Genomic DNA, 16,056 nt, shown 5'->3' on the forward strand with positions numbered 1-16,056 from the left:
GGATAAGGACGAGCCGAGCAAGGAGACCGAGCATGAACATCAGCTCGATGATGCGCCGAATCGGCATCACGGCAATAATTTTCGTCGCCAGTGCGGCGGCCACCCTGACAATCACGCCGCAACACGCGACCGCCGCGCCCACCAGGAATCCCATTTTGTTCGTGCACGGCTGGCTGGGGGCCGCGTGGAACTGGCAGAGCATGGTCTCGCGCTTCGAAGCCGCCGGCTACAGCTCCGCCGAACTCCGCGCGTTCAGCTACGACATCACCCAGTCGAACGAACTGATCGCTGAGGAGGTGAAGGCCGAGGCCGACGCCCTGCGGGGCGCCACCGGCGCGTCCAAGATCGACATCGTCTCGCACTCGATGGGCGGGCTCAACAGCCGCTGGTACCTGAAATTCCTCGACGGCACTCGCTACGTCGACGACTGGGTCTCCATCGGCGGCCCCAACCACGGCACCGAGATCGCCTACGGCTGCTTCGACGTCTCCTGCGAGGAGATGCGTCCGGGTTCGGGCCTTCTCGCCGACCTGAACAGCGGCGACGAAACGCCGGGTGGCGTGACCTACGGAACCTGGTGGTCGCCGTGCGACGAGATCATCAATCCGGACCAGAGCGTGCTCCTGAACGGCGCGGCCAACACCAAGACCGGATGCCTCGGCCACGTGGCACTGCTCGGCGATGCCACCGTCTTCGCCCAGGTCAGAGACTTCGTGGCCTGACTGGCCCCCGAGGAGCGACGAGGGCCTCGATCCGTATCCGCTGTTACCGGTCGGGGCCGTCTTCGCGTGCGGGACCGGTGCGAATCCAGGCGGTCGTATATGTCGGTGCCCAGGTCCACACTGTGCCCATGGCATACGACGAGGAACTGGCCGAGCGGATCCGCGACCTGATCGAGCCCGGCCCCGACGTGACCGAGAAGAAGATGTTCGGCGGCCTCGCCTTCCTGATCGGCGGCAACATGGCGGTGGCGGCCAGCCGCCAGGGCGGACTGCTCGTCCGCATCGATCCCGCCGAGGGCGACGCCCTGATCGACGGCGACTCCGTGACGCCCATGATCATGGGCGGCCGCGAAATGGACGGCTGGCTCCGCGTAACCTCAGCCGCCCTCCACGACGACACCACCCTGCGTCAGTGGGTCGATCGCGGAGTCGGCTACGCCCGCTCCCTCCCCGCCAAGCGCTAGCAATCCACTGCCCACTGACGTCAGCGACATTCGCGTCGGTGCCACCAGCTAGCGCGCGCAGCGTCGGCGCGAGAGGAGATCGGACGAACGATGCCGCGGATACCGATCCATCGAGTCGGACAGTTCGGACGGATTCGCCGCCGGTCCTTCCATGACCATCGCGGGCTCGATACGCTGCGGCGATGATGCCCATTGTGCGCGGGGTTGTCCTTGCGGCGGTGCTCGCCGGGTCGGTCGGGGTGGGGCGGGTGGAGGCTACGCCCGGATCGGACATCACGGCGGTCACCCTTGGGCAGGCGCAGATTCCGGCGGGGCTGGTGCCGTTCGTGGCGGGGACCGATCTGGTGGTTCGGGAGATCACGATCGGGCCGGGTGGGTCCACCGGGTGGCACTTTCACGACGGGCCGGTGTTCGGGTTCATTCGGTTCGGCACGCTCACCCATCCGGGGCCGGATTGTGTGGCGCCGGTGTATCGCGCCGGGGAGTTCATCTACGAACCGGCGGGGGAGTGGAACGTGCACATCGGACAGAATCTCGGTATGGAGCCGCTGGTTCTCGACGTCGTCTACGCTCCGCCGACGGGCGATCCGCTCTTCCGGGACGCGCCGGCCCCGGACTGCGCCTGAACCGCCGGAAAAAAAGTTCTCGAGATTTCCGCCGAAGTATGTCGAAGCCGTCGAATCGGCTCCGACCGAAGGGTGACAGCAAGGTCAAACCACCCAAAGGAGCCCGTCATGGCCGTCACCACCTTCTTCTGGTTCGAGTCCCAGGCCGAGCAGGCCGCCGCCCGCTACGTCGAACTGGTGCCCCGCTCCCGCGTCACCGACATCACGCGCCACCCCGATGGCTCGGCATTCGTGGTCTCCCTCGAACTCGACGGCCAGTCGGTCACACTCATGAACGGCGGCCCCGGCCACCCGCAGACCGATGCCGCCTCCATCCAGGTCACCGTCGACACCCAAGACGAGGTCGACCGTCTCTGGGACGCCCTCGTCGAAGGCGGTGCTCCCGGCCAATGCGGCTGGCTCGTCGACCGCTACGGCATGCACTGGCAGGTTGTCCCCGCGCCTCTCCTCGACCTGATGTCCGGCACCGACCCGGCCAAAACCGCTGCCGTCGGCACCGTCCTGCGCACCATGTCCAAACTGGACCTGAAAGTCCTCCGCGACGCCTACAACAACGCCTGACAGCCGAAATAGCCTCTGCGCCTGGGGAATTCGCCCTCCCCGCCGCGGTGAGGGCGAATTCAGTCAGTGTTCAGCACCGGTGTTACGTGGAGGCTCCACACGAGATCAACCGCGATTCCACCCGAGACAGCGGCACGTTGAGCTTCGCGGCGATGATGGTACGTGCTTCGTACCCGACCTCGGCGAGATGGCGCGCTTGGCCGCAAGGATCGACCCCGTAGAGGTCGGGAATGGTGATTTCCCACCACCGGCCCACAAGGCTCGCGTGAACGTCATAGGTGATTGCCTCGCTCACTGATTTCCTCCGAGCAGTTTCGGGATGCTCACATCGTGCTTGCCGGTGCGGCAACCGTAGATCGTGTGGCTGCCGGACGAGAAATTCGCCCCCGCCGGATCTCGGTGGGGGCGAATGGCATCGGAGTTCAGCGCCAGTGTTCCGGGGTGACCGGGGAGTCCCAGGCGCGCGCGTAGCGGCGGGTGTCGGTGGCGTTGGATTGCTTGTGGCGGTAGACGATGTAGGGGCGGGTGAGGTAGCCGATGGGGGCGCTGAACATGTGGACCAGGCGGGTGTAGGGCCACAGGGCGACCAAGGTCAGGACGACCAGCCCGTGCAGCTGGAACGGCCACGGGGTGTCGACCATCAGTTCCGGTTGCGGGTTCAGGGTGAACAGGCTGCGGAACCAGGGCGAGACGGTTTCGCGGTAGTTGTAGGTGCCGAACACCAGGTTGGCGCCCCAGGTGTTGGTCAGGCCGGTGACCAGCGCAGCGGTGAGCAGGGCGTACATCAGCTTGTCATTGGCGGTGGTCGCTTTGCGTACCGCGGTCACCGTGAACCGGCGGTACAGCAGAATGCCGACGCCAGCCAGCACGGAGAGCCCCGCCACCGAACCGGCGCCGACGGCGATCAGGTGATAGGTGTGCTCACTGATGCCGACCGCCGCGGTCCAGGACTCCGGGATCAGCACGCCGAGCACATGCCCGAAGAACACCCCGAGCATGCCGAAGTGAAACAGCGGGCTGCCCAGCCGCAGCAGCTTGCTCTCGTAGATCTGCGAGGACCGGGTGGTCCAGCCGAACTGGTCGTTGCGGTAGCGCCAGATGTGGCCGAGCACGAACGAGGTGAACGCGACGTACGGCAGGATCAGCCACAATTCGACGGGCAGGTGCGGGACGGCGTTCATCGACGGCCTTCCGATTGAGCGAACATCGTGGGGTCCATGGCGAAGGGCTCCAGGCCGACCTCTTCCTCCGGCGGGCCCTCGGCCGCGAGTTCGGCGATGCGCCGCCGATCGGCCGTGGTGAGCGGCGGCAGCGTCGCCACCACCGCGGCCAGCACCCCGGCGTACGGAGAACCGCTGTCGGACAACGAGAGCCGCAGCAGTTCGAGCACAGGAAGGTGCTCACCGAGCAGGCGCTCACCGCCGATCGGGTCCACCGTCGCGGCGAACTCGAGCAGCACGGGCAGGTGGTCGGGCAGTTCCTGATCGCCCAGCTCCACTCCGGCGTGCCGGTAGGCGTGCTTGAAACGCAGCAGCGCCATGCCCCGCTTGCGGGTGTCGCCGTAGGCGTAGAAGGTCAGGTGCAGGCTGGCGCGCCGTCGCATGTCGAAGGTCGCGACGTAGTCGGCGGCCGAATCGATCGGCGACGTCGTGCGCAGATAGGTCAGCATCCCGGCCAGATGCGGCCGCATCTCGTCGGGCAATTCCGCTGCTGCACTGGACAATTGGTCCACCAGGGCGAGCGTGTCCCGGCTCGGGTAGTCCAGCAGCAGCGCGGCGAGCCGCCACACCAGGCGACGGTCGCGCTCGGCCATCCGTACGGCCGGCTCGGGCCGCCGCCGCAGCTTGAGCAGACTCATCGGGCCGCCCCGCTGGAGGCCGCGGACACGTCGGACGAACCGTTCCCGGCAGCGCCGTTGCTGCCGTTCGCGGCCCCGCCCGTGGCAGCGCCGTTGCTGCCGTTCGCCTTCGCGTCGTCGGCCGCCGAGCCGTTCGGTCCAGAGCCGTTGGGAGCAGCACCATTCGATCCGGCGCCGTTGCCGGACGGAACCAATCCCGTGGTGCTCTTACCATCCCAATTCAGCAGATTGATCCGGTTCGACTTCTCATCCGGCGCAGCGCCATTGGTGTCGGTCAGATGGAACTTCTCCACCATCTGGTCGAATGCCGTCATGCCAGGCCCGCCGTCGGTGTCCAGGCTGCATCCGGTGGCCAGCGAATCCAGTTCGTGCGCCCGCGAAGTCGCGCCCTGTGGGATGACGTAGCGGTGCTCGTACTTCGCGATGGCCAGCAGCCGGTAGAGCGCCTCGATCTCCTCGGGCTCCAACCGCACCGAGGGCGCGATCGAGGGATCCGGCTCCTCGCCGAGGTTCACCGACCGCATGAACGACCGCATGGCCGCGAGCCTTTGCAGCGACGCGCGCACCGGACCGAGCTCACCCGCGGTGAACAGCTCGGCCAGGTACTCCACCGGAATACGCAGCGCGTCGATGGCGCCGAACAGGTTCGCGTGGTTTTCCCCGTCGTGCCCGGTCTCGGTGAGCACGTCCACCACCGGCGAGAGCGGCGGCACGTACCAGACCATCGGCATGGTGCGGTATTCCGGGTGCAGCGGCAGCGCGATCTGATAGTCGACGATCAGCTTGTAGACCGGCGAATCCTGAGCCGCCTGAATCCATTCCGGCGAGATGCCGGCACGCTCGGCCTCCGCGATGACGCGCGGGTCGTGCGGGTTGAGGAAGACGCCGAGCTGCGAGGGGTACAGATCCTTGGTGTCGGTGACCGAGGCCGCCTCCAGCACCTTGTCCGCGTCGTAGAGCATGACGCCGATGTAGCGCAGCCGCCCGACGCAGGTCTCCGAGCACACCGTCGGAATGCCGACTTCCACGCGCGGGTAGCAGAAGGTGCACTTCTCCGCCTTGCCCGTCTTGTGGTTGAAGTAGATCTTCTTGTACGGGCAGCCGGTGATGCACTGCCGCCAGCCGCGGCACTTGTCCTGGTCCACCAGCACGATGCCGTCCTCGGCGCGCTTGTAGATCGCGCCGGAGGGGCAGGACGCCGCGCACGACGGGTTCAGGCAGTGCTCGCAGATGCGCGGCAGGTAGAACATGAAGGTCTCTTCGAACTCCAGTTTCACCTTGTCCGAGAGCCGGTTCAGCAGCGGGTCCTTGCCCACCTGCTCGGGGCCGGAGCCGAGGTCGTCGTCCCAGTTCGCGCCCCAGGTGACCTTCGTGTCCTCGCCGGTGATCAGCGATTTCGGCCGCGCCACCGGCGTGGTGTCGATGGCGGGGGAGGACAGCAGGTTGTCGTAGTCGTAGCTCCACGGGTCGTAGTAGTCCGACACGGTGGGCAGGTCCGGGTTGGCGAAGATGTTGAGCAGCCGCTTCATTCGCGAACCGGACTTCAGGGTGAGCTTGCCGCGCTTGGTGAGCGTCCAGCCGCCCTTCCACTTCTCCTGGTCCTGGTACTGACGCGGATAGCCCTGTCCGGGACGGGTTTCCACGTTGTTGAACCAGACGTACTCGGTGCCACCGCGGTTTGTCCACGCCTGCTTGCAGGTGACGCTGCAGGTGTGACAGCCGATGCACTTGTCCAGGTTCATCACCATGGCGAGCTGTGCCATGACACGCATATCAGTACTCCACCTTCTGCGACCGCTTGCGAATAGTGGTCACCTCGTCGCGCTGGTTTCCGGTGGGGCCGTGGTAGTTCAGCGCGAAGGACTGCTGCGCGTACCCGCCGATGAGGTGCGAGGGCTTGATCATGATCCGGGTGAGCGCGTTGTGGATGCCGCCGCGCTTGCCGCGCGCGTCGTTCACCTCGGGCGTGCCCTCGATGCGCGGCACGTCCACCGCGCGGTCCTGCGCGTGGTACATGAACACGGTGCCCTCTGGCATGCGGTGCGAGACGATGGCGCGCGCGACCACGATGCCGTTACGGTTGATCGCCTCGATCCAATCGTTGTCGGCCACACCGATCTTCGCGGCATCCTTGTCCGACATCCAGATCGACTGACCGCCGCGCGAGAGCGTGAGCATGTGCAGGTTGTCCTGGTAGGCGGAGTGGATCGACCACTTCGAGTGCGGCGTCAGATACCGCACGGTGACGCCCTTCTCGGTCACCGAACCCACACCGGGCTCGCTGAACAGCGCGGTCATGTCCAGCGGCGGCCGGAAGATCGGCAGCTGCTCGCCGAGCTCGATCATCCAGTCGTGGTCGAGGTAGAAGTGCTGGCGTCCGGTGAGGGTGTGCCAGGGCTTGAGCCGTTCGGTGTTGATGGTGAACGGCGAGTACCTGCGTCCGCCGGTCTCGCTGCCCGACCATTCCGGCGAGGTGATCACCGGCACCGGCCGAGATTGGGTGTCGGCGAAGGTGATGCGCTTGCCCTCGTGCTCGGCCGCCAGGTCGGCCAGCTTCGTGCCGGTGCGGCGTTCCAGCGCCTCGAAGCCCTCCACGGCCAGGCGGCCGTTGGTGGTGCCGGACAGCGCGAGGATGGCCTCGGCGGCGTGGGTGTCCTTGGCCAGCGACGGACGTCCCTGCGCCACACCGGAAACCACGGTGCCGTTCACGCCGGCCAGGTACTCCACCTCGGCGTCGGGGTGCGTGGTGACGCCCTTGGTGGTGACGCCGAGGGTGTCGACCAGCGGTCCGAGCGCGGCCATCTTCTCGGCCACCTTCGGGTAATCGCGTTCGACGACCACCAGCTTCGGCATGGTCTTGCCCGGAATCGGTTCGCAGTCACCGGCTTTCCAGTCGAGCACGCGGCCACCCGCTTGCGCCAGCGCATCCGGCGAGTCGTGCTGCAACGGCACCGCGACGATGTCCTTGCGCTTGCCGAGGTGCTTCTCGGCCATCCAGGAGAAGCCGCGGGCGATCCGGTGGAACGCCTCGAAATCGGTCTTGGCCTCCCACGGCGGGGAGATGGCGGGGGAGAAGGCGTGCACGAACGGGTGCATGTCCGTGGAGGAGAGATCGTGCTTCTCGTACCAGGTGGCCGCCGGTAGCACGATGTCGGAGAAGAGCGTGGTGCTGGTCATCCGGAAGTCCAGGGACAGCAGCAGATCCAGCTTGCCGGACGGCGCCTCGTCGCGCCAGACCAGCTCCTGCGGACGCACGCCGGTCGCCTCGGTGGCCTGCAGGTTGGAGTCCGCGCCGAGCAGGTGCTTGTGGAAGTACTCGTTGCCCTTGCCGGAGGAGCCCAGCAGGTTCGCCCGCCAGACGGTCAGGCAGCGCGGGAAGTTCTCCGGCGCGTCCGGGTCCTCGCAGGCGAAGCGCAGTTCGTCCGACTTCAGCCCGGCCACCACGTGGTCGGCCGGGGTGGCGCCCGCGGCCTCGGCCTCGTCGACGAGGTCGAGCGGGTTGCGGTTGAAGGTCGGGTAGCTCGGCATCCAACCAAGCCTGCTGGCCAGCGCGATGTTGTCGGCCGCGGTGCGACCCGCGAACGCGCCCTTGCCGAGCGGCGAGGCGAACGACTGCGCGGTGAACGGGTCGTAGCGCCACTGATCGTTGGTCAGGTACCAGAACACGGTGCCCTGCATCTGGCGCGGCGGACGCTGCCAGTCCAGGCCGAAAGCCAAAGTGGACCAACCGGTCACCGGGCGGCACTTCTCCTGCCCGACGTAATGCGCCCAGCCGCCGCCGTTCACGCCCTGGCAGCCGGTGAGCAGCGTCAGGGTGAAGAAGGCGCGGTAGATCTGATCGGAGTGGAACCAGTGGTTGGTGCCCGCGCCCATCAGGATCATCGAACGTCCGCCGGAACGGTCGGCGTTGTCGGCGAATTCGCGCGCGATGCGCTCGGCCTGCTTGGCCGGGACGCCGGTGATGGTCTCCTGCCACGCGGGGGTGTACGGGGTGGAGGCGTCGTCGTATCCCGTCGGCCATTCACCCGGGAGTCCGTCGCGCCCGACGCCGTACTGGGCCAGCAGCAGATCGAACACGGTCGTCACGCGCTTGCCCGCGACGGTGATCGTCGGCACGCCGCGCAGCAGCACGCCCGCCTTGTCGGTGTCGAAGCGCGGCAGGCGCACCGCGACGGGCTGATTGCCTTCCGCGCCATAGAGACTCAGCAGCGGGTCGACATCGCCCAGGTCCAGGTTCCACTTGCCCGCGTCGCCCTCGGAGAAGCGGTGGCCGAGAGAACCGTTGGGCACCACGGGATTTCCCGCGTCGTCGAGCAGCACCGGCTTGTGCTCCGCCCCCTCGACGGTCTCGCCGAGGTCGGCGGCGGTGAGGAACTTGCCCGCCAGCGCGCCGTCGTGGTGGTACACGCCCTCGGCGTCCCAGCCCTCCGGGTCGTCCAGGCAGACCAGGTACGGCAGGTCGGTGTAGCGCTTGACGTAGTCGAGGAACCGCGGGGTGTCGCGCTGGAGGAAGAACTCCTTCAGGATCACGTGACCCATCGACATGGCAAGCGCCGCATCGGTTCCCGGCCGCGCGGGCACCCACTCGTCGGCGAACTTGGTGTTGTCGGCGTAGTCAGGGGAGACCACGACCACCTTCTGGCCGCGGTAGCGGGCCTCGGTCATGTAGTGCGCGTCCGGGGTCCTCGTGACGGGCACGTTGGAGCCCCACATGATCAAGTAGCCCGCGTCGAACCAGTCGGCCGATTCCGGCACGTCGGTCTGGTCGCCGAAGACCTGCGGCGAGGCCACCGGCAGGTCGGCGTACCAGTCGTAGAACGACAGCATCGATCCGCCGAGCAGCGAGATGAACCGGGCGCCGACCGCGTGGCTGACCATCGACATGGCCGGAATGGGCGAGAAGCCCGCGACCCGGTCGGGGCCGTAGCGTTTGATGGTGTGCACGTGCGCGGCCGCGGCGATCTCGGCGGCCTCCCACCATTCGGCGCGCACGAAACCGCCCTTGCCGCGGGCGGATTTGTAGCGCTTGGCCTTCTCCGGGTCCTCGACGATGGACTCCCAGGCCAGCACGGGATCCTTGAGCCGTTCCTTGGCCTCGCGGTACAGCTCGAGCAGGGTGCCGCGCACGTACGGGTAGCGCACTCGCGCGGGGGAGTAGGTGTACCAGGAGAAGGACGCGCCGCGCGGGCAGCCGCGCGGTTCGTATTCGGGCTTGTCCGCGCCGACCGAGGGGTAGTCGGTCTGCTGCGATTCCCAGGTGATCACGCCGTCCTTGACGTAGATCTTCCAGGAGCACGAACCCGTGCAGTTCACGCCGTGAGTGGAGCGCACCACCTTGTCGTGCGCCCAGCGGTCCCGGTAGAACTCGTCGGCCTGGCGGCCGCCGACCTTGTGCAGGCTGCGCTGGTCCGCGGAGACCTCGCCGCGCTGAAAGTACTTGCCCAGCCGGAGCAATGCGTCACCGGCGTCGGAGGAAAGCGGGCCCGCCGGATCGGAGGGTGCCGAAACATGAGTGCGTGAGTTAACCACGACGCCCCCTTCGAGCTGTGAAATCGGGCTGTTGCACCGACTGTAAGGAGGTGAAGACGCGCGGCCAAACGATTCTCTCACAGCGCGCGATGGCCGCCGGTGAGTTGTGAGGTCGCGGCAACCTGCCGGTCACTGGGCGGTTGCGATCGGCCGCCGATGACGTGTACGTGACCTGGGCCGATGCGAGCTGACCGGGCTAAATGCGACAGCGGGCAGGTGTTTCGGGGCCTTGCCGGTGAAGCTTTGGAAACCGGGGGTTCTCAGGCGGTTTACAATCGTTAACACAATGCGGCGGGCTCGTTCAGGCCGAATTGTGGCGCCGCCCACTACCCTCGTGGCTACCATGTCGGACCCCGATTCGTCCAGGGCCTTCTGGTTCGCCACTCGTTTGCCGATCGCGGGCGACGGTCCTGGGTGGTGTGATTACGCTGCGCGTATGCAGCGATTCGAGGCCGAAATCGAGACCGCGCGCGGTGGCGGCGCGTACATCGCGGTACCCGCTGCCGTCGTCGCCGCGCTCGGCGGTGGCGGGCGGATTCCGGTCCGTGTCACTTTCGACGGCATCGAGTACACCGGCTCCATCGTGACGATGGGCGGGGGCCCGTGCCTCGGCATGCTGAAGGCGATTCGCGAGCGGCTCGGCAAGGGCCCCAGCGACACCGTTGTTGTCACCGTAAGTCGCGACACGGCCGAGCGGACGGTCGAGGTGCCCGAGGATCTGGCGGCCGCGTTGGCCGCGGCGGGTGCGCGTCCGGCCTTCGACGCGCTCTCCTATTCGCGACGCAGGGAACTCGTCGGTGCGATCGAGTCCGCCAAGCGGCCGGAGACACGCGCCCGGCGGATCGACGCGGCGGTCGCCGCGGCCGGGTGAAACGCGCACTCGATTCTTTCCTGGCTCGGCCGCCTTTCTCGATGCGTGAAATCGGACCCGCTCGAATGTTCTTGGGAGCGGTGACTTTTCGCACGTAAGAAACCGACCGGTTGGAAATAGCGCGAAATCGCGTTGTGCCGGCTGATCTGCCCGTTTGCTCGGCGTCCTGCCGAATCGGCGGCTCGATGTGAATGGCAGTGGCGGAGGTCGCCTTTCGGGGGCGTGAAGATTGCCTAAATATAGCCATGACACGAAGCCTGTGCGGAATATAAAGAAGGGATGTCAGTTAATATCTTCCGCTATAGGTAACAGCCGGGATCATTGACGATTGGAGCCATGGACAACCCCCTCGCGGCCGCGGTGCTGTCATCTCGGGAGATTTGGCGCCGCTGCCACCTGGAAGTAGCCAAATGGTTGATACATCTACGGGTTCATAGGAGCGAATAGCTGTGTCACGCAAGTCGACCGAAGTCAGCCCAGAGGATCTGCTGCGTCCGCCGACCTTCGGCGGGTTGTTGCGTAGATTCCGTGACGACCGGCGGGTATCCAGGGAAAAGCTGGCATTCGCAGCAGGGGTGAGCTCCAGCTATATCACGCACCTGGAGAGCGGCGACCGAGCGCACCCGACCAAAGTGGTGGTCGAGGCGCTCATCGGATACCTGCACCGGATCGCGCCGTTGTCCGATGCCGAGCGCAGGCACCTGTTCGACCTGGCCGGATTGTCCGAGGCCTCGGCTCCGACGGTCGCCGAGCTGCGCGCCGAGATCACCGAGGACATGCGCAACGGTCTCGCGGTGCACGAGCCGAACGCGGCGGGCTACCTGGACACCCGATGGAACGTACTGTCCTGCAACGGCCCCTACGCTGCGATTTTCCCCGGCCTTGTCGAGGACGTGAACGTTCTGCGCTGGTTCTTCGGCAACGCGCTCTCCAGGCGGGTGATGGTCGAATGGGAGCGCGAGGCCGCGCTCACCGTCGACTGGCTGCGCGGACTCATCGGGCAGTCCGCTGGCGGCGACTGGTCCAGCGAATTGCTCGACGAACTCGGGCAGTATCCGGAATTCCGCCGGATGTGGGCGGCGGGCGGAACCGCGTACGGCCGGGAAAGCCCGCAAATGCGGCTGCGCGATATCGAAACAGGCGAGCACTTCAGCCTGGATGTCCAGCTGTTCCGGGTGGATTCCGGGAGCCACCCGGGACGCATTCAATTCTTCCTCGGGATCCGCACGCCGCACCCGGCGCCGCACGGTGCGGCGCTACGGACTGTGGTCAACGGCTCCCGCGGCGCTCGATCCGCTGTGAACCCCTAGCGGCAGCGCGGTTTTCGCGTAGCACGCCAGGGTCTCCGCGCGTCCGCCGGCTTCTCGGCGCGACGTAGCCTCGTCGTGCCACGGGTCCGCGCGTGCGTGAAATCGCTTGGGGCGAAACATGATCGGGCGAAGCTCCGCAGTTTCCGGTGCCGCGCGGGTTACGCTGTCGAAATGTGTTGCGGGATAAATGCCGTGGTCGTGAACGGGTAACCGATGTGGCGGTACTTCCACTGGTCGGTGTAGGTACCTCACAGGGCGCGCGGGAAGTCCCACTTCGCCTGGACAACGGTCCGAGAAACGTATTTGATCCGTTTATCGTCGAGGTCGGTCAATTAGTTGCGACACTGTGCATCGATCTCGAACGACAACGGATTGCGCGAACATTGCGGGGAGTGAGTGCTCATGGTCGATGACGTCGGTTCGGTACCGCATATCTCGCTGGCCGCGGCCGCGAACGACAATCCGGCCCTGAATTGGTGCCATGTCTTCGGCAGCCTCCACTGGAATCCCGGCGCTCTGGTCAGTGTGGTCGACGCCGAGGCGCCCGACCCGAGGTCCGGCAGGCATCTACGCGCAGTCGACACCCCTACGAACAACGACATCGAGGAAAGGTTGCCCATGATCCGCAACGCAGGAGACATCGGTCCGATGGGTGCGAAGCCGACGGTGGACCCCGGCGTGGAGCTGCGGGCCGCGCTCGAGGCGCTGTTGCTGCACGACGCCGTCGGCCTCGACGCCAAGATGCGGCACGCGATCGCGGCCGCGGTGCACCTCGCGGTGGACACGCCGCACGGCCCGCCGGAGGACGCGGACGAGTTCCTCGGCCGCCTGGACGCGGCCTGGCTGCTGGCCGCCTGGGCCGGGAACGACACCGAGATGTCGCTCATCGCCACGCTGGCCGCGGGCGACGTGCCCGCACTGTCCTGGTGCGAACTGATGTTCACCACCGCGCTGGCGCCGTGGTCGACCAGCCCCGTCGCGGTGCACGCGCGCCGGATCTTCGCCACGGTCCAGCACGGTCGCATCGGCGCCGTGCGTCAGCAGGTCCGGGTGTCCGGGGCCTGACATCCGGCACGCCTGTCCGCGTCCGGGTGGTAGGGACCCGGAACCGGACGATCAGGCCGGATCGATCTCCGCGAAGGATTCGATCCACCGATGCGGTGGGCGCGGGGGATTGGGCTCGCCCGGCCGGTGCACCCCGATGGCCGACCATCCCGCCGCGACGGCCGCGTCGAGTTCCTCCGGATGGTCCGAGAGGAACAGGATCTCGGCCGCGGTCACGCCGATCGCGCTCGCGATCTTGTCGTAGGACGCGGCTTCGCGCTTCGGGCCCGCGGTGGACAGATCGAAGTACCCGCTGATCAACGAGCCGAGCTCGCCGCCGCGCGCGAAATCGAACCAATCGCGCTGGTTGCGTACCGAACCCGACGAGTACACGTAGAGCGTCAGCCCCGCGGCCTTCCAGTTCGTCAGCGCGGGCGCGACGTCGGGGAAGAACTCGCCGTGGAGTGCGCCGCTGCGGAAGCCCTCGTGACAGATCAGGCCCTGCGCGGTCTTCAGCGGCTCGGCCTTCACGTCCGAGCCCAGCCAGCCGCGCAGAATCTCGGCCACCTCGGCGGTGTCCGCGTCCTGGCGTCCGGACAGCTCCCTGGCGCCCGCGAGGACCGGTGCCGCGGCGTCGGCGCTGTTGTCGGCCAGCCACTGCGGTAGCCGGTCCCGGGTGTAGCCGTAGAGATCCTCGCGCACCGAACTGGTCGGGCTGGTGGTGCCCTCGATATCGAGGACGATCGCGCGGGTCACGACGCGGTGAGCAGTTCGTCGAGAGTGGGGAAGCCCTCGCTGATCCGGTCGCCGGTGAAGTCGCCGACCCAGCCGTCTTCCTCCTCGAAGAAGCGGATGGCGATGAAATCGGGGCGGGTGCCCATGTCGAACCAGTGCAGCGTGCCCGCCGGGACCGAGAGCAGATCGCCGCCCTCGCAGACCACCGCGAGCACCTCGTCGCCCAGGTGCAGGTAGAAGCAGCCGCGGCCTGCGGCGAAGTAGCGCACCTCGTCCTCGGCGTGCCGGTGCTCGTTCAGGAACTTCTCGCGGGCGCCCTTGGCGATCGCGGGCCACTCGGGGTTCGCGTCGTCGGGGTGGATGCGCGCGATATCGATGTGCTTGTAGCGGCCGGAGTCGTTCAGCTCGGCGACCCGATCGGCGTAGTGGGCCAGCAGGTCGTCCGAGGAGGTCGCGGCGGCGTCCTCGAGCGCGGGCCAGCGGTCGAACGTGATGCCGTGCGTGGCGAGCTCGGCGGCGATCACGGTGTCGTCGGTGGTCCGTACCCGCACGTCGGCGGCGTTGCCGGCGGCCATCACCTGGAGCAGGGTCATGTCAGTCCAATCTCGAGTTGCTCGGCGGGGGTGGCGAAGGCGTGCCTGCGTCCGGTGCGAATCACCAGCTCGCACAGGGCTTCCAGGCATTCGGCGCGATCACGTGCCCGGGAGAGATTCTCCCCCCAGGTGGTGATGCCGTGCCCGGCGATGCACAACACCGGTGGGGCGGAGGGATTGTCGCGCAGATAGCGCTCGATATCGGCGCCGATGCGCGGGACGTCGCGCCAATTGGGGAACACCGGGATATCGATCGCCGTCGGATCGGCGGAACCGAGCCCTTTGATGAGCTCGAAATCGGTTATGCGCAGGGTGGTTTCCCGCTCGGCCGCGCCCGCTTCGGTCGCCAGGGCGGTCGCGTACGGCGAGTGCACGTGGACGACGGCCGCGGCGTCGGTGGTGCGGTACACCGCGGTGTGAATGGTGGTCTCGGCGGAGGGTTTCCGTCCCTGCCCCGGCAGCGGGGCGGAGTCCTCGACGGACACCGTCACCATGTCCGCCTGCGTCAGCTCGCCCTTCGACAGTCCGCTGCCGGTGACCACGGCAGTCGCGCCAGCGCGCACCGAGAGGTTGCCCGCGGTGCCCGGCATCCAGCCGCGCACGTAGAGTTCCTTCGCGATGGCGGCGAGTTCCGCGCCCGACGCCGAATCGTCTTCTCCCGCTGAGCCGTTCGTGCCGTACACCACTCCGTTCTCGGTGACGACTGCGGTGACCAGCTCGCTCGGCGTCACGTCGAAGGCCGGGTTGAACACCTCGGTGTTCGCGGGAGCCGTTGCGACGCCGCCGAATCCGGTCACCTCCGCCGCGGCCCGCTCCTCCACGACGATGTCGCGGCCGGTGGCCGTGCCCGGGTCCCGCGTCGATTCGGGAGCCACCACGACGAACGGAATGCCGTGCCGGTGGGCGGCCAGTGCGACGGCGTAGGTGCCGATCTTGTTGGCCACGTCGCCGTTCGCGGTGACCCGGTCCGCCCCGACCAGCACGCAGTCGACCTGACCGGTGGCCATCGCCCACGCTGCGGCCGAGTCGATGGTCAGCCGGTGCGGGATGCCCGCCTCGGCCAGCTCCCACGCCGTCAGCCGCGCGCCTTGGAGCAGCGGGCGGGTCTCGTCGACCAGTACGTTCTCGATCGCGCCGCGCTCGGCGAGCACCCGCAGCGTGCCGATGGCGGTGCCGAACGCGCTGGTCGCCAGTCGGCCGGTGTTGCAATGGGTCAGTACCCGCAGCGGCCGGTCCTCGCACAGCCGCTGCACCAGGTCGGCGGCATGCGTGGCAGCGGCCCGGTTGACCCGGCCGTCCTCGGCCAGCATGTCCAGGGTCTCGGCGAGCACCGCGTCGGCGCCCGCCGGAACACGGGTGCGAACCCGCTCGACAGCCCACGCCAGGTTCACCGCGGTCGGCCGCGCCGCGGCGATGCGGTCGGCCTCGGCCTGCACTCGCGCCTCGTCGACGACGCCGTCGACGGTGTGCGCGGCGGTCGCGATGACCACGCCGAACGCGCCGGCGATCCCGATCGCGGGCGCGCCGCGGATGGCCAGCGTCTTGATGGCCTCGATGATCTCGTCCACCGTGCCGAGGCGCAGCTCCCGCACCTCGTGCGGCAGTCCGCGCTGGTCGATGGTGACCAGAGCACCGTCGTCCCAGACCAGGGAACTGTCGTCCATTCAGGCGCATCCTTTGTCGCGAAGAACTGCATACTGCCTGGTAAACGGTATCCGACCGGGCCCGGTGACCGACACCCGG

Annotated in this window: 15 protein-coding genes; 7 read left to right on the top strand and 8 right to left on the bottom strand. The window is 67.6% G+C overall.

The genetic code is table 11. The features are described from left to right. Positions 1-32 precede the first annotated feature (32 nt). From AB0H50_RS17880 to AB0H50_RS17895, 4 genes are all read left to right on the top strand, one after another. Positions 33-722, top strand: a complete 690-nt coding sequence (locus AB0H50_RS17880) for a triacylglycerol lipase (protein WP_357453277.1) — start codon at positions 33-35, stop codon at positions 720-722. Between the two features lie 128 nt (positions 723-850). Continuing rightward, a complete protein-coding gene (locus tag AB0H50_RS17885) occupies positions 851-1,186 on the top strand; it encodes a TfoX/Sxy family protein (RefSeq protein ID WP_357453280.1) in 336 nt (111 codons plus the stop codon). 182 nt (positions 1,187-1,368) lie between these two features. Then, positions 1,369-1,812 (top strand): cupin, encoded by a 444-nt coding sequence (locus AB0H50_RS17890; RefSeq protein ID WP_357453283.1) that lies wholly within the window; start codon positions 1,369-1,371, stop codon positions 1,810-1,812. 108 nt (positions 1,813-1,920) lie between these two features. Continuing rightward, positions 1,921-2,373: a VOC family protein gene (locus AB0H50_RS17895; RefSeq protein ID WP_357453286.1), complete on the top strand. Its 453-nt coding sequence runs from the start codon at positions 1,921-1,923 to the stop codon at positions 2,371-2,373. Positions 2,374-2,455: 82 nt separating this feature from the next. Here AB0H50_RS17895 and AB0H50_RS17900 read toward each other — a convergent pair whose 3' ends face one another. The 5 genes from AB0H50_RS17900 to AB0H50_RS17920 all read right to left on the bottom strand — a co-directional run bounded on the left by AB0H50_RS17900 (position 2,456) and on the right by AB0H50_RS17920 (position 9,685). After that, the gene (locus AB0H50_RS17900) at positions 2,456-2,668 is read right to left on the bottom strand and encodes a hypothetical protein (RefSeq protein ID WP_357453289.1); all 213 of its coding nucleotides are present in this window, start codon (positions 2,666-2,668) and stop codon (positions 2,456-2,458) included. A gap of 127 nt (positions 2,669-2,795) precedes the next feature. Further along, positions 2,796-3,554, bottom strand: coding sequence for a respiratory nitrate reductase subunit gamma (gene narI / locus AB0H50_RS17905; protein ID WP_357453291.1), 759 nt, complete (start codon positions 3,552-3,554; stop codon positions 2,796-2,798). Continuing rightward, positions 3,551-4,231: a nitrate reductase molybdenum cofactor assembly chaperone gene (gene narJ / locus AB0H50_RS17910; protein WP_357453294.1), complete on the bottom strand. Its 681-nt coding sequence runs from the start codon at positions 4,229-4,231 to the stop codon at positions 3,551-3,553. The genes narI and narJ overlap by 4 nt, the downstream gene beginning before the upstream one ends. Beyond that, positions 4,228-6,003: a nitrate reductase subunit beta gene (gene narH / locus AB0H50_RS17915; RefSeq protein WP_357453297.1), complete on the bottom strand. Its 1,776-nt coding sequence runs from the start codon at positions 6,001-6,003 to the stop codon at positions 4,228-4,230. Before narH ends, narJ begins: the two co-directional genes overlap by 4 nt. 1 nt (position 6,004) lies before the next feature. Continuing rightward, positions 6,005-9,685, bottom strand: a complete 3,681-nt coding sequence (locus AB0H50_RS17920) for a nitrate reductase subunit alpha (protein WP_357453506.1) — start codon at positions 9,683-9,685, stop codon at positions 6,005-6,007. Positions 9,686-10,196: 511 nt separating this feature from the next. Between AB0H50_RS17920 and AB0H50_RS17925 the strand changes: the two genes are divergently transcribed. The 3 genes from AB0H50_RS17925 (at position 10,197) to AB0H50_RS17935 (ending at position 13,006) form a co-directional block, all read left to right on the top strand. Then, the gene (locus AB0H50_RS17925) at positions 10,197-10,631 is read left to right on the top strand and encodes a YdeI/OmpD-associated family protein (protein ID WP_357453300.1); all 435 of its coding nucleotides are present in this window, start codon (positions 10,197-10,199) and stop codon (positions 10,629-10,631) included. 449 nt (positions 10,632-11,080) lie between these two features. Next, a complete protein-coding gene (locus AB0H50_RS17930) occupies positions 11,081-11,941 on the top strand; it encodes a helix-turn-helix transcriptional regulator (protein WP_357453303.1) in 861 nt (286 codons plus the stop codon). 402 nt (positions 11,942-12,343) lie between these two features. Next, a complete protein-coding gene (locus tag AB0H50_RS17935) occupies positions 12,344-13,006 on the top strand; it encodes a hypothetical protein (RefSeq protein WP_357453306.1) in 663 nt (220 codons plus the stop codon). Positions 13,007-13,057: 51 nt separating this feature from the next. Here the strand turns inward: AB0H50_RS17935 and mtnC are convergent, their stop codons facing one another. From mtnC to mtnA, 3 genes are read right to left on the bottom strand one after another with little or no spacing between them, the layout of a single operon-like run. Further along, the gene (gene mtnC / locus AB0H50_RS17940; RefSeq protein ID WP_357453309.1) at positions 13,058-13,741 is read right to left on the bottom strand and encodes an acireductone synthase; all 684 of its coding nucleotides are present in this window, start codon (positions 13,739-13,741) and stop codon (positions 13,058-13,060) included. Next, positions 13,738-14,313, bottom strand: a complete 576-nt coding sequence (locus AB0H50_RS17945; protein WP_357453312.1) for a cupin — start codon at positions 14,311-14,313, stop codon at positions 13,738-13,740. Before AB0H50_RS17945 ends, mtnC begins: the two co-directional genes overlap by 4 nt. Next, positions 14,310-15,977, bottom strand: coding sequence for an S-methyl-5-thioribose-1-phosphate isomerase (gene mtnA, locus AB0H50_RS17950; protein ID WP_357453315.1), 1,668 nt, complete (start codon positions 15,975-15,977; stop codon positions 14,310-14,312). The genes AB0H50_RS17945 and mtnA overlap by 4 nt, the downstream gene beginning before the upstream one ends. Between the last annotated feature and the right edge of the window lie 79 nt (positions 15,978-16,056).

This window comes from Nocardia sp. NPDC050793, assembly GCF_040654065.1.
Classification (GTDB): domain Bacteria; phylum Actinomycetota; class Actinomycetes; order Mycobacteriales; family Mycobacteriaceae; genus Nocardia.